This window comes from Natrialba hulunbeirensis JCM 10989 (assembly GCF_000337575.1).
GTDB lineage: Archaea > Halobacteriota > Halobacteria > Halobacteriales > Natrialbaceae > Natrialba > Natrialba hulunbeirensis.
In genome coordinates, this window is record NZ_AOIM01000043.1 from 80,180 (window position 1) to 104,934 (window position 24,755).

General features: G+C 62.6%; 19 protein-coding genes and 1 pseudogene. 10 read left to right on the plus strand and 10 right to left on the minus strand.

Annotated features, from left to right (window positions below; all coding sequences use genetic code 11):
* Positions 1–1,134: 1,134 nt before the first annotated feature.
* The 5 genes from C483_RS18910 to C483_RS18935 form a co-directional block, all read right to left on the minus strand.
* Positions 1,135–1,368 carry a hypothetical protein gene (locus tag C483_RS18910; protein ID WP_006654972.1) on the minus strand — a complete coding sequence of 78 codons (234 nt, stop codon included), beginning with the start codon at positions 1,366–1,368 and terminating at the stop codon, positions 1,135–1,137.
* A gap of 246 nt (positions 1,369–1,614) precedes the next feature.
* The gene (locus C483_RS18920) at positions 1,615–3,054 is read right to left on the minus strand and encodes a class II fumarate hydratase (RefSeq protein ID WP_006654974.1); all 1,440 of its coding nucleotides are present in this window, start codon (positions 3,052–3,054) and stop codon (positions 1,615–1,617) included.
* A gap of 20 nt (positions 3,055–3,074) precedes the next feature.
* Positions 3,075–5,078, minus strand: a complete 2,004-nt coding sequence (locus C483_RS18925) for a PH domain-containing protein (protein ID WP_241431540.1) — start codon at positions 5,076–5,078, stop codon at positions 3,075–3,077.
* 17 nt (positions 5,079–5,095) lie between these two features.
* Entirely contained in the window at positions 5,096–5,557 is a 462-nt protein-coding gene (locus C483_RS18930; RefSeq protein WP_006654976.1) for a PH domain-containing protein, read from the minus strand.
* Positions 5,558–5,646: 89 nt separating this feature from the next.
* Positions 5,647–5,904 carry a BolA family protein gene (locus C483_RS18935; protein WP_006654977.1) on the minus strand — a complete coding sequence of 86 codons (258 nt, stop codon included), beginning with the start codon at positions 5,902–5,904 and terminating at the stop codon, positions 5,647–5,649.
* A 136-nt stretch (positions 5,905–6,040) separates the two neighbouring features.
* On the opposite strand from C483_RS18935, the gene C483_RS18940 reads away from it, so the two are divergent.
* The 3 genes from C483_RS18940 to C483_RS18950 all read left to right on the plus strand — a co-directional run bounded on the left by C483_RS18940 (position 6,041) and on the right by C483_RS18950 (position 8,983).
* Positions 6,041–6,583, plus strand: coding sequence for a DUF7523 family protein (locus tag C483_RS18940; RefSeq protein WP_006654978.1), 543 nt, complete (start codon positions 6,041–6,043; stop codon positions 6,581–6,583).
* A 103-nt stretch (positions 6,584–6,686) separates the two neighbouring features.
* Positions 6,687–8,183, plus strand: coding sequence for a cysteine--tRNA ligase (gene cysS, locus C483_RS18945; RefSeq protein WP_006654979.1), 1,497 nt, complete (start codon positions 6,687–6,689; stop codon positions 8,181–8,183).
* Positions 8,184–8,281: 98 nt separating this feature from the next.
* The gene (locus tag C483_RS18950; protein WP_006654980.1) at positions 8,282–8,983 is read left to right on the plus strand and encodes a DUF6517 family protein; all 702 of its coding nucleotides are present in this window, start codon (positions 8,282–8,284) and stop codon (positions 8,981–8,983) included.
* Positions 8,984–9,034: 51 nt separating this feature from the next.
* Here the strand turns inward: C483_RS18950 and C483_RS18955 are convergent, their stop codons facing one another.
* From C483_RS18955 to C483_RS18970, 4 genes are all read right to left on the minus strand, one after another.
* On the minus strand, positions 9,035–10,099 hold the full coding sequence (locus C483_RS18955) for a presenilin family intramembrane aspartyl protease PSH (protein WP_006654981.1): 1,065 nt from the start codon (positions 10,097–10,099) through the stop codon (positions 9,035–9,037).
* A 180-nt stretch (positions 10,100–10,279) separates the two neighbouring features.
* Positions 10,280–10,528, minus strand: coding sequence for an H/ACA ribonucleoprotein complex subunit GAR1 (locus C483_RS18960; RefSeq protein WP_006654982.1), 249 nt, complete (start codon positions 10,526–10,528; stop codon positions 10,280–10,282).
* Positions 10,529–10,586: 58 nt separating this feature from the next.
* Positions 10,587–10,868 carry a signal recognition particle subunit SRP19 gene (gene srp19, locus C483_RS18965; protein WP_006654983.1) on the minus strand — a complete coding sequence of 94 codons (282 nt, stop codon included), beginning with the start codon at positions 10,866–10,868 and terminating at the stop codon, positions 10,587–10,589.
* Positions 10,869–11,006: 138 nt separating this feature from the next.
* A complete protein-coding gene (locus C483_RS18970; protein WP_006654984.1) occupies positions 11,007–12,191 on the minus strand; it encodes a PGF-CTERM-anchored ABC transporter substrate-binding protein in 1,185 nt (394 codons plus the stop codon).
* Positions 12,192–12,251: 60 nt separating this feature from the next.
* Between C483_RS18970 and btuC the strand changes: the two genes are divergently transcribed.
* From btuC to gatE, 3 genes are all read left to right on the plus strand, one after another.
* On the plus strand, positions 12,252–13,355 hold the full coding sequence (gene btuC / locus C483_RS18975) for a vitamin B12 ABC transporter permease BtuC (RefSeq protein WP_006654985.1): 1,104 nt from the start codon (positions 12,252–12,254) through the stop codon (positions 13,353–13,355).
* The gene (locus C483_RS18980) at positions 13,352–14,905 is read left to right on the plus strand and encodes an ATP-binding cassette domain-containing protein (RefSeq protein WP_006654986.1); all 1,554 of its coding nucleotides are present in this window, start codon (positions 13,352–13,354) and stop codon (positions 14,903–14,905) included. Before btuC ends, C483_RS18980 begins: the two co-directional genes overlap by 4 nt.
* Positions 14,906–15,044: 139 nt before the next feature.
* A complete protein-coding gene (gene gatE / locus C483_RS18985) occupies positions 15,045–16,949 on the plus strand; it encodes a Glu-tRNA(Gln) amidotransferase subunit GatE (protein ID WP_006654987.1) in 1,905 nt (634 codons plus the stop codon).
* A gap of 62 nt (positions 16,950–17,011) precedes the next feature.
* On the opposite strand, the gene C483_RS18990 is transcribed toward gatE, so the two are convergent.
* On the minus strand, positions 17,012–17,803 hold the full coding sequence (locus C483_RS18990; protein WP_006654988.1) for an RNA methyltransferase: 792 nt from the start codon (positions 17,801–17,803) through the stop codon (positions 17,012–17,014).
* Positions 17,804–18,716: 913 nt separating this feature from the next.
* On the opposite strand from C483_RS18990, the pseudogene C483_RS18995 reads away from it, so the two are divergent.
* The 4 genes and pseudogenes from C483_RS18995 to C483_RS19010 form a co-directional block, all read left to right on the plus strand.
* A pseudogene (locus C483_RS18995) lies at positions 18,717–19,949 on the plus strand (Cdc6/Cdc18 family protein); the annotation flags it as partial.
* Positions 19,950–20,422: 473 nt separating this feature from the next.
* The gene (locus C483_RS19000; RefSeq protein WP_049912965.1) at positions 20,423–21,640 is read left to right on the plus strand and encodes an RNA-guided endonuclease InsQ/TnpB family protein; all 1,218 of its coding nucleotides are present in this window, start codon (positions 20,423–20,425) and stop codon (positions 21,638–21,640) included.
* Between the two features lie 255 nt (positions 21,641–21,895).
* A complete protein-coding gene (gene folP / locus C483_RS19005) occupies positions 21,896–23,179 on the plus strand; it encodes a dihydropteroate synthase (protein ID WP_049912953.1) in 1,284 nt (427 codons plus the stop codon).
* A gap of 262 nt (positions 23,180–23,441) precedes the next feature.
* On the plus strand, positions 23,442–24,164 hold the full coding sequence (locus tag C483_RS19010) for a 6-hydroxymethylpterin diphosphokinase MptE-like protein (RefSeq protein WP_006654992.1): 723 nt from the start codon (positions 23,442–23,444) through the stop codon (positions 24,162–24,164).
* Positions 24,165–24,755: the final 591 nt, after the last annotated feature.

Sequence of the window (24,755 nt, forward strand, 5' to 3'; positions counted from 1 at the left end):
CGCAAGACAGCTACGTGAGCAGTGTGAATCGTTTCAGTTGGTACTATAGCGAGCTCAGTACCGAGAGACACAACAAATCAGCACTCGGTAGCCCAGGACAGCGAAGAACTGTGCGGAGGCGACGGACACCGTGAGTTCGCCGACTGCTGGCACAGCAAAACGCTGTCGACAGAGTACAGCAGTAGTGAGGATGAATCATGATAGCAGACTACTATCGAGACTTACTGGGAAAGAGAGCGCCCGACACACCCGCGCCTGCAGGACGGTCTTCAGACCGGTCTCAGACGGTGAGTTGCGTAGAAAGTGTGTCTTCTTCGGTAGTTCAGTAGGGGCGTCTCAGAACGCTCTGAGAGCGGCGTAGAGCGGGTTTCGATGATGTGGTGTGTATTGAGTTAGGTAGCCCGTTCACCCGCTCTGGCACTAGCTCTCGGGAGGAATTGGTGGACGATATGCGGTTATCGGCGGTGATGTCGCAAACAGCCGTTCGTGGATTCGGCAACTGTGTCTCGTGAGGCCGGTTGGTCGTGGTGTACTCGAGTACACTGTCAGGACAGGGGATTGACTGTTGAAGCGAGGGGATAGAGCAGAATCGGTCTGTCTGTGTTGCCGAGAGCCGAGAGAGCTGTGGAAGAGATTCGTCGATGGCACAGAGCACGAAGAGGCTGAGTGGCGTCACTCGAGGAGTTCCACTCTCAGTCACGGAGCGGTAGAACCAACTGAAACTGGTCGTACACTTCCCTCAGGGTACACGGTTCTCACTCGCCGTACTCGCTCTGAACCGCGTTTCCCTGGTGTGACCGGGTTCGTACTGGCCGTCAGCGACTGCGGTGGTGTTACCGCGATAGTTCTGGTCACCAACCCGAACGACAGGGATGCAGGACTGTTGTGGTGAGGTGGATAAGCTGGGAGTGGCGGCGATACAGAGCTGGAAACACAATGTTATGAGACAACATACAACACTGTGCGGCGACATATATCAGTCGCATAAATTCTATAGTGCTATATCTAATCTTGGGTGTACTGGCTACGGTATGAGACTCGAAGAACAGGCCCTTAGGCGTGACAGACACCGAAAGCAGTGAAACGGGGCTAGTAGTCGGGTGACAACTAAACCGAAAATCGCCTGCAACCCAGTCAGTGCGTCGCCGTTCGAACGTCGTCGACGTGATAGAGGTCCTGCTGAAGCCCCTCGCCGTCACACTCCTCACCCGGACATTCGTAGTGCCACCCGTCCTGGGTCGCGGCCGCTTCACGGAAGCGGTCGCCACAGACCTGGCAGAACAGTTGTCCCTTCTGACAGGTGTCTCGGTGAAGTTCGAGCGCGAGTTCGGTCTGGAACGACTGGTTGCAGTCGCGACAGGTGTGCATATTATGTCTGACGCGAGCATCCCTCAAAACTGCTTGGGTATTTTTATTCCGGCCATATCGGACGTGATACGGCACCATGGCGTCGATTTGGTCGCAAGCGTCGCGGAAGAAAAACAGACAGAGCACGAAGAATTCCTGGCTTCGATGGAACTGTTCGCTGTCAAGATGTGTGCTGACAGCAGCTAAAAACAGCCAATGTCAAAAGCAGTCAGCAGAGTGGTAAACAGAAACCCGGAACTGAGTAGTTTACTCGTCCTGACCGAGAATGCCGCGCTGGGTCATCGCGGCAGGATCGAGCACTTCGTCGGCTTCTTCTTCTGAGAGGTAGCCCTTCTCGAGTACGACTTCACGAACGGTCTTGTCCTCTTTGAGCGCGGTCTTTGCGACCTCGCTGGCCTTGTCGTAGCCGATGTGGACGTTGAGCGACGTTGCCATCGCCATCGACTGTTCGACCTGGTTTTCACAGAATTCCTCGTTGGCCTCGAGTGGGTCGACGAACCGCGTGGCGAAGACCTGGCTCGCGTTCGAGATGAGTTCGGCGGACTCGAGGAAGTTGTGCGCGAGGACGGGCTTGTAGAGGTTGAGGTCGATCTGGCCCTCCGCTGCGCCGGCGGAGACGGCGGCGTCGTTGCCGACGACCTGCTTGTGGACCTGGTTGACGGCTTCGGCGACAACCGGGTTGATCTTGCCGGGCATGATCGAGGAACCGGGCTGGTTCTCGGGCTGCTCGAGTTCGCCGAGCCCGTTGCGTGGCCCGGAGGCGAGCAGGCGCAGGTCGTTCGCGATCTTGTTCAGCGAGCCGGCAACGACGCGGAGCGCACCGTGGGCTTCCGACATTGCGTCGTGGGCGGACTGTGCCTCGAAGTGATTGTCCGCCTCGCGGAACTGGACGCCGGTCTCTTTCGTGATGTACTCGGCGGCGCGGCCGGGGAACTCTTCGTGCGTGTTGAGCCCTGTTCCGGTTGCAGTGCCGCCGAGTGCGAGTTCGGCGAGGTGCTCGCGGGCCTTGTCGACGCGGGAGAGTCCTTTCTCAACCTGCGTGCGATAGCCGCCGAACTCCTGGCCGAGCGTGACTGGTGTCGCGTCCTGCAGGTGGGTTCGGCCCGTTTTGACGACATCGTCGAACTCCTCTTCTTTCGCTTCGAGCGACTCGCGGAGCGTGTCGAGCGCAGGGATGATGTCCTTCTCGACGGCTTCGAGGCTCGCAACGTGCATCGCGGTCGGGATAACGTCGTTGCTCGACTGGCCGTAGTTGACGTGGTCATTAGGGTGAACGACGCGGTCGCCGATCTCCGCGCCCATAATCTCAGCGGCGCGGTTCGCGATGACCTCGTTCGCGTTCATGTTCGAGGACGTGCCAGAGCCGGTCTGGAAAACGTCGACCGGGAACTGATCGTCGTGCTCGCCGGCGATAACCTCATCTGCTGCCTCGATGATCGCCTCGGCTACGTCGTCTTCGACCAGTCCGAGGTCGCGGTTTGCCTGCGCGGCGGCCTTCTTGACGACGCCGAGTCCGCGGACGAATCGGCGGCTGAAAGAGATGCCCGAGATCGGGAAGTTCTGGATTGCTCGCTGGGTCTGTGCGCCCCAGTAGGCGTCGGCCGGAACCTCCATCTCGCCGAGGCTGTCCTCCTCGATTCGGAACTCGCCGTCGTTGCTGTCGTCGGTACCGTCAGGTGATCCCATACGCTGAGCCTTGCGTCCGGTCAGGTAAAATCCACCGAAACGCCGAGGTCGTCGGACTCCGCCCGCTCACGGAGTGCCGTCTGGAGTCGCTCACGACACTCACCGTGGACGTCTCGCGCATCCCCGAGTTCCTCGTCGTAGATCGTCGGCGTGCCGCGAACCATCGTCCGCGAACTCGCCGTGTCGATCACGAGGGAAGCGAGACCGAGTCGGCGCTGGAAGATCGAGCGGCGCGTCGATACCGTCTGAATCCGGTAGTAGGGGATCACGGTCGTCTGGCGCTTCCAGAAGCCGCGCCGAACCACGAGGTGGTCCTCACCGACGTAGTAGCCGAGGTTGACGTAACGCAGGTGTGCCGCCGGCGGCACCGCCACGAAGACGACGGCCGCGAGGTACCAGCGCTCGAGTACGGTCACCTGCGTGATCCCGAACGCGATGGCGACGATGACGCCGGCGATAATGGAGTAGCGCGCGAGGTAGCGCCGACGTGCAAGCTTGGGAAGCTGTTCGAACTTCGGCGTCTCGACGCCAGTCAGGTTCTCGGTGAACGTGTAGACGCGCGCTTTCTCGGCCAGCGGGACGGCAGACTGACTCCCGCCGTTGCTCTCGGGGCCGTAGCCGGCGGTCTCGACCCAGAGGCCGGCGTAGCCGATCAGCCGCTGAAGCGGATTGTCCGTAACCGTCACGGACTGGACCTTCTCGGCCGGGATCGAACCGCTGTAGCGCTGGAGTAGCCCGCGCTCGTAGACGAAGTCCTCGTCGACGCGTCCGAGCCGGAAGTCGTAGTACGTCGCAAACGTGTACGCCACGCTCAGGACGTACGTGATGACGATACCGTTGATCAGCGAGACGATCGTCAGGATGCCGTAGTTCGTGGGCGTCCCGGTTCCGAGGTCCTCCGGGCCGCCGACCGGCTGTGCGACCGTCACCAGGTAGTCGAAGACCAGATCGGTTCCCAGGAAGAAGACGAAGAGCACACCCGCAACCGCTGCTGCTCGGATCGACGTGAACGAGTAGAGCAGCAACTCGCGAGCCTGCAGGTCGAACAGCGGCTGTTTCTGTGGCTGGCCGAATTCGTCGAACTCGTCGCCGTCATCATGCTCGTCAAATCCGGCACCGTCGTCGAATTCATCGACCGTATCGTATGCATTGTTATCGACCGCATCGGCCGGTTGCGGCCCGATACGGTCGTGACCCGCCTCAGATCCGACTTCGGCCGCCGACTCGGAGTCGGGAGCGCAAGCGCGATCCGTGTCCGGGCTCGGTTCCGACCCCAGGGACGACTCTGGATCCGACTCCAGATCTGAACCCGAACCGGACTCGAGTGGATGATCCCAGAGGTCGTCCTGTTCGCGTTGGTCGCGTTCGTCGGGTTGGCCCTGGTCGCGGTCACGTTGGTCACGGCGCTCACGCGAGTCTGGCTGTCGAGAGGCGTCGGTTGGGGCTGGGGTTGAACTGCTGTCAGCGTCGGCATCGCTCGCAGTGTCATCGGCTTCGTTCTCGTTCTTGCTCTCGTTCTCGCTCTCAGTGTCAACGCCAGCCGCTTCCGCGCCTGCTTTCCCGGCTCTGCGGCGCTCGCGTGCGGCAGCCGTTCGGCGGCGAATCTCGCGCTGGAGACGGGTTGCTTCGGCTTCGCTGACGAAGTTCAGGGTCGCTTCGCTGGCGCCGCCGCCAGCGGTCTCGATCGAGACGATTGCGAGATCGAGCAGCCGCTGGAGGACGCCCTGTCTGATGTCGACGTTCTGGATGCGTCCGTAGGGAATCTCACGGGAGCGGCGGGCGAACACGCCTGACGAGACATCGACGGTGTCGTCGGTGACCTCGTAGCCGAAGCGGTAGTAGTAGGCGATCCCGTAGGCGACGCCCGCAAGAAAGCCGAACGGAGCGGCGAACGGCACCCAGGCGCCGCTGATCGGGTCGAAGGCTCCTGCCAGCACGATTAGGAGGACGACCGGAATCCAGAGCCAGAGGAAGCCGTACTGGAGGGCGTACGTAACCGCGCTGAGCGGATGGAGTCTGTTCATAGTCGGTGCCATAGCGATCAGACCGCGTCGTCGGCCTCGCTCTCGACGGCGAGGTCGCGGAGAGTATCCTGTAGCTCACGCGCTCGATCCGGCGTCAATCCCGGAATCCGAACGTCGGCGTTTCGCGACCCGGCCGTGTAGACGACGACACTCGAGAGGCCGAGTGCGCGCTCGATCGGGCCGAACTGGGTGTCGACGTGCTGGACGCGCACGAACGGGACGGCGGTTTCGACGAACGTGATGACACCCCGTTCTAAGTAGAGCGCGTCGGGCTGGAGTTCGAACTGCCAGACCTGGTAGAGCCGAACAGCGTAGGCGAGTCCGAGGGCGATTCCGACGACGACGACGCCAACCTGGGCGGCGGTCGGGATCTCGAGGAGCCACGGGTCGATGGCGGCGAGAACGATCCCGAGGATGATCGCCAGAATCGCAGCCTGGGCGATCCAGAGCAGTCTAATCCGGGGGTGTAGTGATTCCATAGCAGTATCCTATCAGGCGAGCAGGAGAATCCTACGGTTCTGTTCCGATCGGTGAGTGTTCACTTGAGGGAGGTCTACTCGGCCTCGTCCTACTCTCCACCGTGCTCTTCGTACTCCTCCGGCGTGTACGTCGAGAGCTCGAGTGCGTGGATATCTGTCGTCATGTGGTCGTCGAGGGCGTCGTAGACCTGCTGGTGTTGCTGGACCAGCGTCTGGCCCTCGAAGGCCGGCGAGATGACCGTCGCCGCGAGGTGGTCCTCGTCGTGTTTGTCCCGGGCAGGTCGCACCGTCGCGTCGGCGTCCTCGAGTTCCGATTCGATCAGGTCCGCGACGTCGTCAGGGTTCATAGATGACAGATTGGGCGCTCGCGGCAAAAGCGCCCCGGTCGGCAGTGAGTCTGGAGTCGACTCACGGACACCAGTGTTGACTCGCGGCCACCAGTCGGCGACTTTATGCTGCCCGCGTTCCAGTGCCGTGACGAACATGTCACTGGCAGCCGAGACGCGCCGCGCGGTCGAGGCCCATCCGTTCCTCGTGACGGCGCTTCGTGCGGGCGTCGTAAACTACACTGCCGCCGCTCGGTTTCTCTCGGGCGACGAGCGCGATGCAGCGACTGGCGAGAGCAGCGATGGAATCGGCGACATCGACGGCGACATCGACGCCATCGCCACCGCCCTCCGACGCTACGCCGAGGAACTCCCCGCCGCAATCCACGACTCCCGCGACGTCAGCGTTCGCATGGAGAGCAGCATCGGCACTGTCGACGACCCTGGCTCAGCGCTCGTCACCGTCGGCGGCACCGCGTTCGGCTCCAACGGCGGCGACCTGACCGCGATCTACGCTACCGGCGCGGTCGACGCCGCCGCGTTGGCGACCACACTCGAGTCCCTCGCCATTGCGGAGATCAAACCGGTGGCGGCCGCTGTTGGCAACGGAACGCTGATCGTGATCGTCGAGCGCCGGGAGGGTGCGAACGCGGTGCGGACGGTGGAGGGGGCGCTGGAGCGGGTGCCGGCGACTGAATAGTTTGGTGTCAGTCCGCTAGTCTGCTCACAGTGAAAACGCTCCGACGCCGCTGCAATTCTTCCATTGACAGCGTTTAACTACGGGCCACGGGTACACTGTCCTAATGACCCTGTACGTGACGAACACGTTGACGGGCGAAAAGGAGCCGTTCGAGCCACAGGACCCCGAGAACGTCTTGCTCTACTACTGTGGCCTGACGGTCTCCGACCCGCCCCACCTGGGCCACGCGCGGTCGTGGGTCCACGTCGACGTCATGCACCGCTGGCTCGAGTACCGCGGCTACGACGTGCGCCACGTCGAGAACTTTACCGACATCAACGAGAAAATCGTCGCCCGCGTCGGCGAGGACGACCTCGGTGAGGGCGAAGCCGAGGTCGCAGAGACGTACATCGAGCGCACGCTCGCGGACATGCGCTCACTGAATCTCCTGCGGGCGGAGGTCTACCCGCGCGTCTCCGAGCACATCCCTGAAATCATCGACCTCGTCGAGACGCTCGTCGAGAAGGGCTACGCCTACGAGTCTAACGGCTCGGTCTACTTCGACGTGAGTAGTTTCGAGGAGTACGGCAAGCTCTCGAACCAGGAACTCGACGAAATCGAATCCCAGGGCGACCCTGACGAGCGCTCGGAGAAGCGAAATCCCGCTGACTTCGCGCTCTGGAAGGCCGACGGCGTCGAACCCGACGATATCGAGGAACATCGCCACGAGGGCGCTGCACCCGCCGAACACGCCTGCGAGACCGCGCTCACGTGGGACTCGCCGTGGGGCGAGGGCCGCCCCGGCTGGCACATCGAGTGCTCCGCGATGAGCACGACCCACCTGGACGACACGCTCGACATCCACGTCGGCGGGCGCGACCTCGTCTTCCCACACCACGAGAACGAAGTCGCCCAGTCCGAAGCCGCGACCGGCCAGCAGTTCGCGAACTACTGGCTCCACTGCGAACTGTTCCAGATGGCCGACGAGAAGATGTCTTCGAGTCTCGGCAACTTTGTCACCGTCGACGAGGCGGTCGACCAGTGGGGAACGAACGTCATGCGAACGTTCCTGACAGCCGGCTCGTACAACAGCCAGCAGCTCTACTCGGACGAGACCATCGCCGAGGCCGAGGAACGCTGGGAGCAACTCGAGCGCGCCCACGAGACGGCTGTCGAAGCCCTCGACTCGCCAGCGGCGCGAACGAAAGTCGAAGACGGCGACCTTCGGACGGCCGTCGACGAGGCTCGCGAGGCGTTCACGACAGCGATGAACGACGACTTCAACACGCGCGAGGCACAGTCTGCGCTGCTGTCGGTGGCCTCGGCGATCAACGCCCACCGCGAGGACCGGGATGAATACGACTACCGCGGCCTCCGCCGCGCCGTCGACACACTCGAGGAGCTCGGCACTATCCTCGGCCTCTCCTTTACCGGCGACACCACCGGGAGCGCTGCGCTCGCGGGCGACGTCGTCGATCTCGTCCTCGACGTCCGCGAGCAAGAGCGTGCAGACGGCAACTACGAGCGCGCCGACGACCTGCGCGACGAACTCGAGTCGCTCGGCGTCGAGGTGCAGGATACGGACGAGGGGCCGACGTACCGATTGCCGTCGGGCGAGTAGGGCGGCTTCGTCACCCGAGGCGAGTAGATTGGTCATCGGTAGGTCGGCCACGGGATGGCAAGGACCGCTCTTTTGCGAGTGCTCGTCGTTTCGCACGTATGGACAGACGCGAGTTCGTCGCCGCAGGGGCGGTCTGCGGACTCGGACTCATGGCCGGCTGTCTCGACGACGCGCTCGCAGACATCACCTCGTTCTCCGCCACACCCGCGGTCGTTTCAGACGATGCACTCGAGGAGACCGGCTACGCCTATCAGGGGACCGAGGAAGTCGTGGAGACGCGAACGGTTGCCCGACAGACCGTCGAGGCGACGAATTTCGCGAGCGAGTACGCGCGGACGATGGGGATGCTGTCGGCCGTACTGGGCGATGGACCGGCGGAGGCAGACGCGGGACTGTTCGGTGTCGCGACGACGCCACAGGTAGGGATGCTCGGCGAGGAGTTCAACCCAGTTGCCGAGCTGTCGACCGCTGAGATCGCGCGACGAGTGGAGAACCAGTTCGACGATGTGACGCTCGACGACGAGACGGTCGTCGACGAACGGACTGTGGAGTCGCTCGGCGAGACGGTCGTACTCGAGACGTTCGAGGGTGAGGCGTCGATGTACGGCGCGGACGGCATTCCAGTTCGTGCCGATGTTTCGAAGTTCACCCACGACGGCGATCTTCTCGTGGTCGCCGGTGCGTATCCGGACGCGCCAGAAGTCGAGCAGTTCCAGGACGAACCGGAGACGGAACGGATCGACACGCTCGTAGGGGGACTCGAGCACGACGCAGATGCGACTGTTGAGATGGTCGACTGAGAGTGGTTGCGGACAGCGTACGTGAGGAGTGTGACGGCAGTTACAGCCTGGCTACAGGCCAAGTGCCGTCGCGATCGAGAGTCCGCTCGCGAGTGCGCCGATGAGGTAGCCACCGATTGCGCCGCCGTTGAGCAGCGGGAGTCCGGCGTGTGCGCGTCCGCGGACGACCATCGCCATGAGTACGACGAGGCCGGCAATCGTGCCGACGATCGCGCCGAGTGCGGGAAGGTTGAGCGCGAGTCCGGGGACGTCGAGCGTGCCCGCATCGAGGAAGTAGGCCGCGCTGACGACGAGGATGGTCGGGATCACGGCGTCGCCGAGGCCGATGAACAGGGCATCGCGCTGTGGTTCTGGTGCGGGTTCGTTGGCTACGTCCGTATCCCCGGTCGGCTTCGCTGCATCGGACTCGGGTGGCTTGGGTGACTCGGAGGACCCGGACGCGTCGGCCGAGTCGGCAGAGCCGTCGGAGTCGGTGGACGCAGCAGACTGCTCAGACTCCTCAGACGAGGACAGGTAGGAGTACGACAGCGTTAGCGGAATCACGAGCACGACGGGAATCTTGAGGTCCATGACGCCCTCCGCGAGGTCGAGCATGTGCTCGGTGCCGTAGACGCTGATGGCGTCGTAGATGGCGAGCACCGCGAGCAAGAGCAGGGCGGGCAGGAGCCCGAAGCTAATCCCGAAGAGCGCGGCCGCGCCAGCGCCCATCAGGACGCCGGCAGTGTCGATGACGTACCACTCCGGATGGAACAGGAGCGCAGCACCGACGCCAAAGGCGGCGAGCACCGCGAGGACGTTGACGCCCGCATCGCCGGCCGTGACGACTGGCGGGACGAGTTCGGCGAAGACAAACCAGGCGACCATCACACTCACGCCGATGATCAGCGCGCGGATGAGTCCCTGCAGGTTATACTTGAAGGCGGCGAGCATGAGGGCGGTCGCGACGAGGATAATGGCGACGTAGACGACGCTGTTCGTGGGATCTTCCGGGTTCTCGACGGCCTGGTGGCCGGACTCGTAGAACGGCTCGGTGAGCGCCAGCGCGCCGAGCTGGACGCCGAGAAACAGCAAGACCGTCACCCCGACGGCGGCGAAGATCCGAATCCGGTCGTTCATGGCGCGGGGTTTGGCGCGCGCTCGTATGGGTGTTTTCTTCTTGACTCCCGGTTTCCAGTTCTCAGTTCTCAGTTCTCAGTTCTCAGTTCTCAGTTCTCAGTTCTCAGTTCTCAGTTCTCAGTTCTCGGTTCTCGGTTCTCGGTTCCCGATTTCCCGGTTCGACTCTGACTCCGCCGACCGTCACCGCGCGTACAGCGTCGACCCCACGAGTCCCGGCAGGTGAACACCGGCATCCGGCGTGACCGCCAGATACGGCTGATCGACCGGGCCGAAGACGTCGACGACGCGTCCCACTTCGTCGAGCGAGTCGTCCAGTACGATCGTCCCGATTTCGTTGCTGTGTGCGTCGGCTGCGTCCCCGTCTGTAGCATCCGCTCGTAACACCGCGAGTCCCTGTGCCGTTCGGACGACTGTGCCGATTCGTTTCATTGGCAATTCAGTAGCAGTTCATTGGAGTGTGGTCGGTAGTGAGCAGCGCAACGCCCCATCACTCGCGCATCGCCACGACGTACGCCGCGACGGCTTGCACGAGATCGTTCTTCGTCGAGTCCTCCGCGCCACGGACGACAACCCGGCCACGCTGGGCCCAGGGCTCACGCGAGTAGGCCTTGTCGCGCTCGATCGTCGCATCGTAGCCGATCTGCTGGACGGCCTTCGCGATTTCGTCGACTGATGGCTCATCGACTGCCAACTCCTCCGACACACGCCGTCCGTCGGCCCGCGAGAGCGAGGCATCGAGATAGGCGGGCCAGATAACGTTCTCGACCATGCCCGTTCCTGTGCGGGGAAGTGAGTAAACCTTTTTCAACTTCGTTCGTCGCCGGCTCTCAGAATCGAACGGGGCCACGGGGGAGAATAGTAGCCGACAGAACCGCAGACACTTGGACTGAGACTGCAACAGAGACGGTTATCGCAGTCGTGCGCCGATACCGAGTGCGGCAAGCACAGCGGCGAGAGCCGCAGTGACGCCGAAGCCAGGAATCGAGTCGTCGTCCGCATCTCCGTCGCCGTCGTCTGCACCATCGTCATCGCTCGCCGTCGATCCCTCGAGTTCGGCGCTCGCCTCCTCGTAGGCCTCGGGGTGGATCTCCTCCACGATCGACGTGACTGCCAGCACGACCTGCGGTGCCGGCTGGTTCAGTCGGTTCGCATCGACGGCAATCACGTTATCCTCCTCGACGGCCGTGATCTCGGTCGCTGCGTCCGGAATCGGTGGTTCCTCCCTATCGTCCGAGTAGACGACCCACTCCGGGTCCGCGTCGACGACCGTCTCGGCGTTGATCCGCTCGTATCCCGTAATGCCCGCCTCCGCGGCGACGTTCTCGAGTCCGGCCGTCGACAGGATGTCGCCGACGAACGTTTCCGTACCAGCGGTCGTGCCCTCCTCATCCATCGTGTAGTAGGCAAGTGGGCGATCGGTGTCCTCGAGTGCAGTCTCGACGATTTCGAGCTGGTCGTCCATCCAGTCGACCGTGTCGTCGGCGCCGTCGCACTCGTCGACGAGCGCGCCAGTCGTCTGGACGTTCTCGCGCACGTCATCGACCGATTCGGCCTCCGAGAAGTGGTAGACGGTGAAGTCCGCCTCGTCGCGCAGTGTCTCGATGTCCTCGGCCTGCGTCGTGTTTGCCGCCAGCACGAGGTCGGGATCGGTCGCGATAACCTGTTCGTGGTTGACCTCCCAGCCGTCACTGATATCCACGCGGTCACCGCGGTCGAGCCCGCTCGTCGCATCGGTGTATGGCATGCCGTCGAGACGGTCCTCCGCACCGATCTCGTACATCGTCTGGGCGTCACTCGCCTGCAGCGCGACGACGGAGTCAGGCGCCTCCTCAAGCGTGATCGTCTCGCCCGTCGCGTCGGTCAACTCGAGTGGGTACTCACAGGAGACGGCCTCCTGTGTGAGCGTCGGTTGAGCGTCTGGAAGCGGTTGTGATTGCGAGTGCGATTGTGCGTGGTCTGTGCCGGCCGACTGGGCGGCGTCGGCGGAGCTGCCGACCGCCACGCTGCCGGCGGCCGCAAGCGGAGCCGTCGCCGAAGCGGTGACGACAGCTACGAGTACCACGAGTAGCACGAGCGTACGTTTGTGTCGCATCGACCGTGAGTGAGACCCACTCCAACAAATATTTGGCTAAAGCAATCGTGCTTGCACAGTATGTACCAACCGGGCCGCACTGCCACGTGGTCGGCAGGACTTCTCGTCCTGCTCGTTGCCGTCGTCCTCGTCAGTGCCGCGCTCGGCCCGGTCCGAATCGATCCGGTGACGGTCGCGATGGCTGCGCTGAACGCCATCGTCGTCCCAACCGGTGTCTCGGTGACGTCCTCGAGTGTCACCGTTCTCGGAGTTGCGATTCCCGTGTTGGTCCCGGCGTTCGAGTACACCGCCGTCTTTTCGTTCGACGTCGCCGGCTCACACCAGTTGATCGTCGAAACGATCCGAATGCCGCGAATCGCGCTCGCCGCGACGGTCGGTTTCTCGCTTGCTGCCGCAGGAACCGTCATGCAGGGGTTCTTCCGGAACCCGCTCGCCGATCCGTCGATCATCGGCGTCTCCTCGGGTGCCGCGGCGGGCGCGGTGGCCGCTATCGCCTTCCCCGCAATCGTACCGCTCGGGAGTATCCACCTCTCGGCGTTCGTCGGCGCGCTCGTGACGGCGTTTCTCGTCTACGCTATCGCGACAGAGGGCGGACGCACGCCGGTCGCGACCCTACTGCTCGCCGGCGTCGCGATTCAGGCCTTTCTGGGCGCGCTGATCTCGTACATGCTGGTCCACAGCGGCGACGACCTCAGACAGGCCGTCGTCTGGATGATGGGGCATTTGAACAACACGACCTGGAGCGACGTTGGTTTCGCCCTGCCGGTTACGTTGCTCGGTGTCGGTGTCCTTAGCGCGTACGTACGCGAGTTGAACGTCCTCTTGCTGGGCGAAGAGGACGCCCACCACCTCGGCGTCGACGTCGAACGGACCAAGCTACTCCTGCTCGCGCTCGCGAGCATCGTCACGGCGGCGGGCGTCGCGGTCGCCGGCGTTATCGGCTTCGTCGGCCTCGTCGTCCCGCACATCATGCGCCTGATCGTCGGCCCGGATCACCGGATTTTGCTCCCGACGAGCGCGCTGGCCGGCGCGTCCTTCCTCGTCGCGACGGACACCATCGCCCGCACCGGGCCGGCCGAAGTCCCGGTCGGCATCGTCACCGCCTTCGTCGGCGTCCCCTTCTTCCTGTTCCTGCTCGTTCGTCGGGAGGTGCATTCGCTGTGACCGACTCGAGTAACCGGGTCAACTCCGGGGCTACCGAACCCGAACCGGTCGAGGAGACCGAGACACACCTCGAGCCAGCACCGATCACCGTCACCGACCTCTCGCTGTCCTTCGGCGACTTGCGCGTGCTCGAAGACGCCTCGCTTTCGATCGAACCCGGCGAGTTCGTCGGCTTCGTCGGCCCGAACGGGGCCGGAAAGACCACCCTGCTGCGCGCCATCAGCGGCGCGATCACACCGGATTCGGGAACCGTAACGATCGACGACACCGACGTTCATGCCGTCTCCTCGCGCGCGTCGAGCCGACTCGTCGCCGTCGTCCCGCAGGATACCTCGCTGTCGTTCTCGTTTCCCGTTCGCGACGTCGTCGAAATGGGCCGCCACCCGCACCGCTCGCGATTTGCCGCGCCGACCCACGAGGACCGCGACGCAGTCGAGCGGGCACTCGAGCGGACCCGGACCACGGACCTCGCAGAGCGACCGATCGACGAGGTCAGCGGCGGCCAGCGCCAGCGGGTCGTCCTCGCGCGTGCAATCGCCCAGGAGACGCCCGCGCTATTGCTCGACGAGCCGACGGCCAGTCTGGACGTGAACCATCAGATCGAGACGCTCGAACTCGTACGCGAACTGGTCGACTCAGGCCGGACAGCGGTCGCAGCGATTCACGACCTGGATCTGGCGGCGCGCTACTGCGATCGGCTCGTGTTGCTCGCCGGCGGCACGGTCCACGACAGTGGCACACCAGACGAAGTGCTCACGGCCGACGCGCTCGCCGAGGCGTTCGACGCGAACGCGACGGTAACGACGAACCCGGTGACCGGGACGGAGACGGTGACGGCGCTTCCGGACGCCACGGCGGTTTCGGGCACTGGAGCCGAACAGCCTGGAGAGAGCGCCGCCAGCGAACCAGGAGACAACGCCACCCACGCCCACGTTCTCGGCACCGGCACGACCGCCGCGAGCGCGGTCGCACGACTCGCCACCGCCGGCTACGATGTGTCGGTCGGTCCGGTCACACCCGGCGACGCGGCTGCAGAGACGGCAGCCCGACTTGCAGAGGGGGCAGTCTCCGCCTCCGACAGTGATAGCAGCAGCCGAACGGTCGAGACTGTTACAGTCGAACCCTTCGCCCCACTCTCGGCTGATGACCGCGCCGCACTCGAGTCGCACATCACACAGGCAGATGCGACCGTCCTCGCGGACCTGACGCTTACCGCCGGCAACCAGCTCGTGCTCGATCCACTCGAGTCCGTCGAGCAACCGATCTTCGTCGAAACCACGCCGCTCACAGAACGCAACGGTGTGGGTGCGGCGGCGCGGGAGCGCTACGAGGCGTGTCGCGAGCGCGGCGTCGAAGTCGGTCTTCCCGACCTGCTTGCTGGTGTCGAGGGTGTGCTGTCGGGTTCTGGGTTGGGGACGGTGGGAGTGGACTCGAGTAGCCCTGCGGTTGAGGCGGATGAGGCGGATGAGGCGGACGAGTCAGACGAAGCGAGCGGGAGAGGTGATGCAGTACAAGAGTCTGCGGTGTCACAGGAAGCGTCCGACGACTGAGCAGTTACTGCGGAGTCTGGGTGCTCGCTTCGCTTGTCGTGACGCGGATGAAGGAGTAGATACTGTGAACTGAGACCCAGGTACCAGACAGCAGCGCAACTGGACGGTTTTTTACCCCTCCGTCACCGACTACCGCGCAATGAGTACACGCGAGACCGCATCCGGCTCCGGGGCCGAGTCCGACCTCGACTACGACGACCTCGGACTCGTTGCCGGGCTGGAGATCCACCAGCAACTCGATACGACGACGAAACTGTTCTGCCAGTGTCCGACCGAACTTCGTGAACCTGAGGAGGCCGATCGAACCTTTACCCGCTACCTCCACCCAACGCGGAGCGAACTCGGCGAAATCGACGAGGCCGCGCTGGAGGAGAGCCGCGTCGACCGCGAATTCGAGTACCTCGCCTACGACTCGACCTGTCTCGTCGAGGAAGACGACGAACCGCCACACGAACTCGACGCGGAGGCACTCGAGACGGTCCTCGAGATCGCCCAGCTGATGGACATGTCTCCGGTCGATCAGGCCCACGTCATGCGCAAGATCGTCGTCGACGGCTCGAACACCTCGGGCTTCCAGCGCTCGACGCTGATCGCGACCGACGGCGAGATCGAGACCAGTGAGGGCGCGGTCGGCATCGAGGACCTCATGCTGGAAGAGGAGAGCGCCCAGCGCGTCGAGGAAACCGACGACGGCGTCCGCTACAGCCTCGATCGACTCGGCATTCCGCTGGTCGAGATCGGCACGAAGCCAGACATCTCAACGCCGGAGCAGGCCCTCGAGGCCGCCGAGCGGATCGGCATGCTCCTGCGCTCGACGGGGAAGGTCAAGCGCGGGCTCGGGACGATTCGCCAGGACGTCAACGTCTCCATCGCGGACGGCGCGCGCGTCGAGATCAAGGGTGTCCAGAGTCTGGACGACATCGACGACATCGTCCGCACCGAGGCCGCCCGGCAGCGCGAACTCGTCGAGATCCGAGAGGAACTCGCCGAGCGCGATGCATCCGTGGGTGACGTACAGGACGTGACGGACGTCTTCGAGGACACCGAGAGTGGCGTTATTGGTGGCGCGCTCAACTCCGGTGGCGCCGTGATGGGCGTCCCGCTCGCTGGCTTCGACGGTATCGTCGGCCGCGAGATCGCGCCTGATCGACGGCTCGGCACCGAACTCTCCGATCACGCGAAGCGCCACGGCGCGGGCGGCATCTTCCACACCGACGAGCTCCCCGCCTACGGCGTGACCGAGGACGAAGTCGCGGCGCTGCGCGAGGCCGTCGGTGCCGGACCGGACGACGCCGTCGCCATCGTCGCCGCAGACACTGATGTCGCCGAGGCCGCAATCGAAGCCGCCGCCGAGCGCGCCGAAACCGCGCTGGAGGGCGTCCCCGAAGAGACCCGCGGCGCGAACGACGATGGCACGACCCGCTACCTGCGCCCGCTCCCCGGTGCGGCGCGGATGTACCCCGAGACCGACGTGCCACCCGTCGAACCCGACCCGAGCGAGGTTCCGGAGCCCGAACTGCTCACCGAGAAGGTCGAACGCTACCAGGACGAGTTCGACCTCGGCGAAGGTCTCGCAGAACAGGTCGCCTACGGCAAACACATGCCGCTGTTCGAGGACGTGGTAGCAGACGGCATCGATCCGACGCTCGCCGCGACGACACTCGAGTCTACCCTGACCGAACTCCGGCGCGACGACGTTCCAATCGAGGCGCTGACCGAGGCGCACATCGCGTCGGTCCTGCAGTTGGTCGAGGCTGGTGAGTTGCCGAACGAAGGCGTCCCGGATCTGCTCACTGTACTGGCCGAAGAGCCGGATCAGACTGCCGAGGAGGCGGCCGAAGATGCGGGACTTGGCGGTGCCGACGAGGCGGAGGTCCGCGAGGCAGTTGTCGGCGTCGTCGAGCGAAACGAAGAGCAGGTTGCGGAGGAAGGGATGCAGGCGTTCTCCGGACTCATGGGCGAGTGTATGGGTGCGCTTCGCGGGAAGGCCGATGGCGACCTTGTGAGTCAGTTGCTGCGTGAGGAGATTCAGAAGCGATCCTGAAGACGAAAACCAACTGAAAATCGGGCGAAAACGATTGAGGATCGGGCGGTTCTGACCACCGTTCAGTCGCGTTCTGCTGGCCGCTCCGTCGCCCGCCGAAGGAGTCCGAGGAATGTGTTCGCCTCACCTTCGGTGAGGTCGGCGCGGCCGTAGACGCGCCGGAGCATTCGCATCGTCTTGTCGCGTTTTTCGGGCGGATGATTGATCTCCTCGAGGAGGTCGGCCCACTGGTCGTAGAGTCGATCAACAGTTGCTTCGTTTGCACGGACACGCTCGAGGTCGGGGAGCTGGGTCTCGTCTTCGGCGAGCGCGAGCGATCGCAGTTCGTAGAGCGTGATCGTCGCGGCCTGGCCCAGGTTGAGGACGGGATACTCCGCGCTCGCGGGAATCGCACAGATTTCGTCGATACGGGCGAGTTCCTCGTTTGTCAGCCCGACGCGTTCGCGCCCGAAGATGAGTGCAGTCGGGGCCTCGACGGTTGGCAGTCGCTCGGCGAGATCGGCAGGCGTGGAGAACGGAAAGCGCATGTGGCTGCGGTCGTCCTCGTTGGTGACAGCGGTACAGCCGATCGTGTGATAGTCTGAGACGAGTTCATCGAAGGAAATCTCGGTCGCGTTCGGGAGGATATCGTCGCGTGCGTGGCCGGCGAAGCCGTAGGCCTCGCCGTCAGGATCGAGTTCCGGCGGGTCGACGAGGAGGAGATCACTGAAGCCGAAGTTCTTCATTGCTCTGGCGATGGTACCGACGTTGCCCGGAAACTGTGCGTCGACAACGGCGACTGCAGGCGGTGTTCGATGGGGCGGGAGATCGTCAACTGTCGCGTCCTGCTGTGGGTGGTCGTTCGCGTCAGTCATGGAACTCGAGAGTCACATACTGAGTATCGAACGGGAGGCCAAAAGTGACCTGTTCGCTGTGTATGGTTCGGTGTTTGTGATCTGGCGTTTGTGAGGTGAATGTATGTTTGTGTGTTCGTATGTCTATACTCTGGAATTGGAGAAGATGTTCTGGAACCGCCTGAACGAGAATTGGTACTGTCTGAGAGGGAGAGATATCTCTAGTACCACTTCTTAGTACTACTTCTAGTATCACTAGTCACTCACTCCTCTCTAGTTCTAGAACACACACGTTGAATACAACGAGCGAGATGTGTATTAGAGTGGTAGACCACTCGAGACGGATGTTTTACTGCAGAGAAAACGTGTCGCCGTCTTGTAGAGGGGGGACACACCACCATCGCGTTTGTAACGCTGTCTGGCTAGGGGGGTTCTGTTCTGCAACACACCTGTGTCGCGAGTGAAAAATCCGCCGGGATACCGGTCATATTCACCGAAATATGGAGATCAGCTAACCCCCCCCCCACCCTCTCGGCGTTACATCCGCGACGGGGGTGTGTGCCCCAAATGGGTCATCGTTCGTCCGGTGCGTCAGACATCGGTGCTAGTTTTGTCGCTCAGTGAGCGTGGATTCTACACTGATTTTCGTTCACACGCTGCTTTCGGAAACGGATTCAAAACGGGGATCTTCGCCCTTCGATTAGACCGCCGTGTTGCGAATTTACATACGCGACGGGGGTGTCGGTGTCGAGGCCACAGTGACCGCTCATTGATGTCTTTCTCACAGCTGTTAGAAGCGCGAGGGCGGCGGTTTCTGTCCCAGTGGTTGGATCGGCGTTTTATAGCGGGTACAGTCTCGAACACATGTTATTTACATCCGCGATCGATCTCCATACCTTTATTTCAGTCCAGTTGGAAGACACCCGGTACTGCAATGTCCGCCAACGACGATCGCGACCCACTCTTTCGGTACGACGATCCGGTCTTTGCCGACGAGCGATTGCTCGAAATCACGCATCTGCCCGGCCCGGACCGCATTGTCGGCCGGGATGAACAGATGCAACGGGTAGCGGACGCCCTGAATCCGGCCATCTTCGGGAGCGAACCCAACCACCTGTTCATCTTCGGCAAGACCGGAACCGGCAAGTCGCTCATCTCGCGCTCGGTAACCAAGCGCGTGATCAGCGAAGCACGCCGGGACGACGTGACGGTAAAGTACGCCTTCATCGACTGCGGCGAACAGAACACCGAAGCCTCGATCATCAAGACGATCGCCCAGCTCGTCAACGACTCGAGTGAAAGCGGGATCACGATTCCCGATCGCGGCCTCGGTACCGGCGACTACTACAAGCGCCTCTGGCAGGCCGTCGACCGCTGTACCGACGTGACGATCGTTATTCTGGACGAGATCGACATGCTCGAGGACGACGAAGTGCTCCGAAAACTTTCACGCGCGGGCGAGAACCGTCGCATTTCGGACTCGAGTATCGGGATTATCGGCATCTCGAACAAGATCGACTTCCCGGATCACCTCTCCGAACGTGTTAAATCGAGTCTCTCGCGGGACGAACTCGTCTTCTCGCCGTACGACGCCAACCAACTCGTCGAAATCCTCGAGAAGCGCCGTGACGCGTTCCACGACGGCGTGCTCTCGGGCGACGTAATACCACTCACAGCGGCACTCGCAGCGCAGGAACACGGTGACGCGCGAAAGGCAATCGACATCCTCCGGAACGCGGGCCGCATTGCGAAGAAGCAGAACGCGACGCGCGTGACGGCGGATCACGTCCGCGACGCCAAGGAGAAGACTGAGGCCGACCGGTTCAACGAACTCATCGAGGGCTCGCCACAGCAGGCCAAAGCGATTCTGTACTCGCTGACGCTGCTCACCGAGAACAGTTCGGAGAAGGAGTTCCCGACGAAGATCATTTACAACCAGTACAAGGAGGTCGCGAACCGCCTCGACTTCGACGTGCTCTCAGAGCGCCGGGTGCAGGAGATCCTCCAGGAGCAGAACTTCCTCAACGTCATCCAGTCCGAACGTGAGGGACGGGGGCGCGGGCGTGGGGCGCACGCGAAACACCGCCTCCTCGAGAACCCCTCGATAGTCAAGAAGGTACTGTTGCGCGATTCACGACTCGCGCCACTCGAGGAGGGCGCCAATGACACGAGTGGATCGTCGTCGACCGGGAGTCGGTCACGACGGAGCGATACGTCCGATGGTCGTAGCGAACGCGGGGATTCGAGTTCGGATTCGAGTCCAGACCGGTCCGACCGCAATCACTCTTCGTCCGGTCGCGAGAACGGCTCTGATCGTGCTGGTTCTGGGTCGGCAGACGAAGACGACGCGACCGACGAAACCAACCAGTCCGACAGCGACGATGCTTCAGCCGGTACAGGCGAGAACGGAGACGCCTCGGTTGGCGACGAGGGGTCGGGTGACGAACAGTCGAGTGTCGGTCACTGGTCCTGACGCCGGTTTTAGGCGCGAGTGGGGGTCTGGTGGTTCTCTTCCGCTCTGATGGTGTATTCAAAACGAAACCAAGGCGGATTCCCCGCCCCACCGTGGGCGGGGTTGAAGCCGACACTCGCCGCCACATACCACATTATATTAAGTACCTCTATTATCTATTGAAACCCGTGGCAGACGACTACTTGAGACGTACCGCAATCACCCGCCCTATCCTCACCGACGAGCAACAGGACTTGCTCGAGGCCACCATCACTGAGTGGAAAACTGCCTGTAACATCAGTAGCCGCATCGGATGGGACGTTGGTGAGACGCGGAAAACCTACCTCCAAGACCTCGCCTACGACACGGTGTTGGAGGAAACACGTCTCGGGAGCCAGCACGCAATCCTCGCCACCCATCAGGCTGCAGTCGCACTCGATGGTGTCGAAGCAATCGAAGATCTTGACGAACACTACAAAACGTCTCGGCCGGAGTTTACCAGTAACACGGTGAAATACGACACCCGGACGATGACGCTATTCGATGATGGGTCTGTATCGCTCTCCACCGTCGATGGGAGGATTCGGTGTAACCTGAACCTCCCCGACGAAGAAGACGGGTATCAACACGAATACCTCACCGGTGACGAGTGGGAAGTAACGGAGTCTACGTTGTCAAAGCGTGATGGCGACTACGACCTCCACCTCGGGTTTCGCAAACCGAAGCCCGAGAAACAGGTCGAAATACAGGATGACGACGAGGACAGGACAGTTCTCGGCGTTGACCTCGGCATCGTTAACATCGCCACCACCAGCACAGCGTACTTTGCGTCGGGAAGGAAACTCAGGCACCGCCACCGGGAGTTCGAGCGGATCCGTGGAACCCTTCAGCAGACCGGGACACAATCTGCTCATCGGACGATTCAGCAGATGAGCGGGAGAGAATCACGGTATCTCCGTGACCAGCTTCATCAAGTCGCTAATCAGATTCTCGAAGAAGCACGCACACACGACTGCGAATACATCGCCTTCGAGAACCTGAAGCACATCCGAGAGCGTGCGCCACCTGTCAAGGAGTTCCACCAGTGGGCACACCGGCAACTCGTTGATCTTGTGGAGTACAAGGCTGAAGCCCACGGGATTAGTGTCGAGTTTGTAAGTCCGAAGAACACGAGTCGGCGGTGTCCCGACTGTGGGCATACGAGCGACGGGAATCGGTTGCAACAGGCGGAGTTTGAGTGTGAGTCCTGCGGTGCAACACAGAATGCGGATTACGTGGGTGCAAAGAATATTGGGTGGCGGTTTGTCCGTCGGGGCCTACAGTCGTCTCGGCGGACGGGCGACAGTCAACTCGCCCTGAAGTCAGGAACGGTGACGCCGAACCGGGGATTTGTCCCGTCCGACTAACTACGGTCGGCAGAGGCCGAGTTCACTGACAAGCCCCGCGCCACCGTGCGCGGGGCAGTTGACTCCGCCTTGTGTTCATGCCTGTGTTCTCCTCTGGTAGTGCTGTCTCGCGCTCTCGTTGCCGCTGGTCGCAGAGACCATCCCGCGTTACCGTCCGGCCGAGAGCAGTCGTCGTAGCCGGGTATGGCTGCTTCAGATCACTGCGTCACTCACCGCAACCGCGTCGATTTTCAGTCTCCGCTCCTCACTCCGGGTATGAACAGTGTCGACGCGGCCGGGCTCGAAATCGGCGACGAGCACCCACCGCGGATCATGGGCGTGTTGAACGTCAGCGAGGAATCCCCCTACGATCCGAGCGTCTACGACGACCCCGGCGAGGCCGCCCAGTACGTCGACGAGGAACTGATCGGCGAGGGCGCGGACATCGTCGACATCGGGCTCGAGTCCGCGAACAAACGCTTCGACGTGCTCTCGGCCGAGGAGGAACTCGAGCGCCTCCACGTCGCACTCGAGACCATCGAGAGCGTCTCGGGCGACGCCGTCTTTTCGATCGAAACGCGCTACCACGAGGTCGCCGAGGCGGCGCTCTCACAGGGCTTCGACATGGTCAACGACATCGCGGGGTTTGCCGACCCAGAGATGCCGACCGTCTGTGCGGAGTACGACGTCGCCGTCGCGAAGATGGGGAGTCCGCCGGATCTCGAGCGTCCCGGCGCGGTCGAGGAAACCGACTGGTCGGCCCGAAAATCGCCCGAGTGGGCCGCGGAGGCTGACTACGTTGAGCAGGTCTACGAAGCACTCAAACAGAATGGCCTCACCGAGAAGACGATCATCGACCCCGCCTTCGGCGGCTGGAGTGAGGCACAGACACTCGAGGACGACCAGGAGACGTTCCGCCGGCTTCGGGAGTTCCGTGCACTTGGTCAGCCGATGCTGGTCTCGATCAACCGGAAGAACTTCCTCGGTGCGATTGCGGATCGCGAGACCGAAGATCGACTTCCCGTCAGCCTCGCAGCGACCTCGATGGCGGTCGAACGCGGTGCACACATTATCCGGACCCACGACGTGGCCGAAACGCGTGATGCAGCGCTCATCGGGTCGGCGTTTTCGGAGCGTGCGAGCGTCTCTGCCGGCTCGGTCACTGCCTCACGCCTCGACACCAACACATCACGGACGTTCGAACGCCAGCTCCGAGAGCGCGGCGTCGACCCCGACATCGTGGACGCGGTACAGCCACAGGTACTCGAGTTCACCGGCCTCTCAGAGGCCCAATTTGACGAGCTTACGTCGGCAGTGACGGCAGTTCGTGAGGCACCTACTCCCACTGGTCGGCGTGGTGACAGTGGGGGTGGTAATAGCACCGACGGCGGCGGTGTCGGAAGCGGTGCTGAAGGGAACATTTCGATTCATCGAACGGTCGAGGGGGAGACGCTGTTGATCGGCTCTCGCCGTGTAATTACTGCCGTTTCAGCACGTTTGGAGGCGTTAGACGGCGATATTTCAACGGTTGGTGGCGAACTCGACAACGTACTGCAGTAAGAGAAAGCTTATACCGAAGGCTTCGAAATGAGAGAGTGGACGCCGGGCGGCCTCCCGGGTAGGGGTACTTTGGAGGCGACTCCCCGGCCCACAACTCGAATTATTGGGTCACTACGTTGCACAGTGGTGACGCTGTGGTGTACTGGTGCGGGGTCAGTACGGACTGCTACTCCTGACTGGCTACGACAGACCGCTCACTTCTCACCACCCCACACCGCCACAACCGAACAGCACAAACCATCGGCCCACCACTCACCGACACATGGAGTTCGAGACCTGGGACCCCATCTACGAGGCCATCTGCCGAGATTTCGGCTACCCTCGCGCCGGTGATGAGGAGGCTCGCGATGTACTCGCTTCGCTGACCACACCGTTCGACCTCGCACGGCTCTCCGCGATCGACGGCGCGACCGTCGCCATCGCCGGTGCCGGCCCCTCACTCGAGACGGACGGGGCACTCGAGTCCGCCCGTGATGCGGATGTCGTCATCGCGGCGTCGACGGCGGCCGACGTGCTCGCTGCACACGAGATTCCGGTCGACTGTATGGTGACTGATCTGGACAAGAATCCGGAGACAGTGCAGCGACTCACGGCGATCGACGTCCCGGTGGCAGTTCACGCTCATGGCGACAATGTGCCCGAGATTCGGCGCGTCGTTCCCGACTGCGAGGACGAGTACGTCCTCCCAACGACGCAGGCCTCTCCGAGCGGACCGGTTCAAAACTTCGGTGGCTTTACTGACGGTGATCGGGCCGCGTTTCTCGCGGATCACCTCGGCGCTGCTCACCTCGTCTTCGTTGGGTGGGACTTCGACGACGAGTCAGTGGATGCGGTGAAGGCGGACAAACTCGCGTGGGCCGAGCGATTGCTGTACTGGCTCGAACAGCGCCGCGATGAGCGATTTGCAGTGCTTGACGGTCGGCGGTCAGAGATCGAAACGGGGATCGAAACGGGTGTACTCGGTGGCGAACTCGAGTTGGAGTGACTGAACCGGGATGACTCTCTTGGGCGTCAGATTCTGTCTCCGGCGGTGAACACGTTTCCATCCCTTGGCTCCCGGAAAATGAATCTACTGGCGGTGCTGAACGTCACAGTTGACAGAGAATTCGGCCGGGTCGCTGTTCACTCGATCCGATACGTCACGACGTCCGTACAGCCACAGGTTGGACACTCGGTGTCTGGCGACTCGGTCGTACGACCACACCGACGACACTCTTCGATCGTTGTGGGTCCATCAGACCGCAGGAGAACGGATTTGACCGCCGCCCGCACTGATGTGCCTGCACTCGACCCCGCGTTTGATCCCCGTTGGTGCTGTCTCGGCATATCTCGTAGGTCAGGTATATCATAGTTCGTTATTGTCTGACTAGGCTGACTGACACGGATAGAAACCAGTCGTCGACCTCGAAGACCGATGTGGCGACGACTTCGGGCGCGTTTGCTGACACGCTGTCCCACAAAACCACGACAGGTAGTAATCGCGTATGGTCCGCATACCGCCGCCGAACGCGGGTCAAACAGTCGTTTCACTGCTGTCCGGTACGTCCGTACGGCTCACCGCAGGAACCGTGATCGG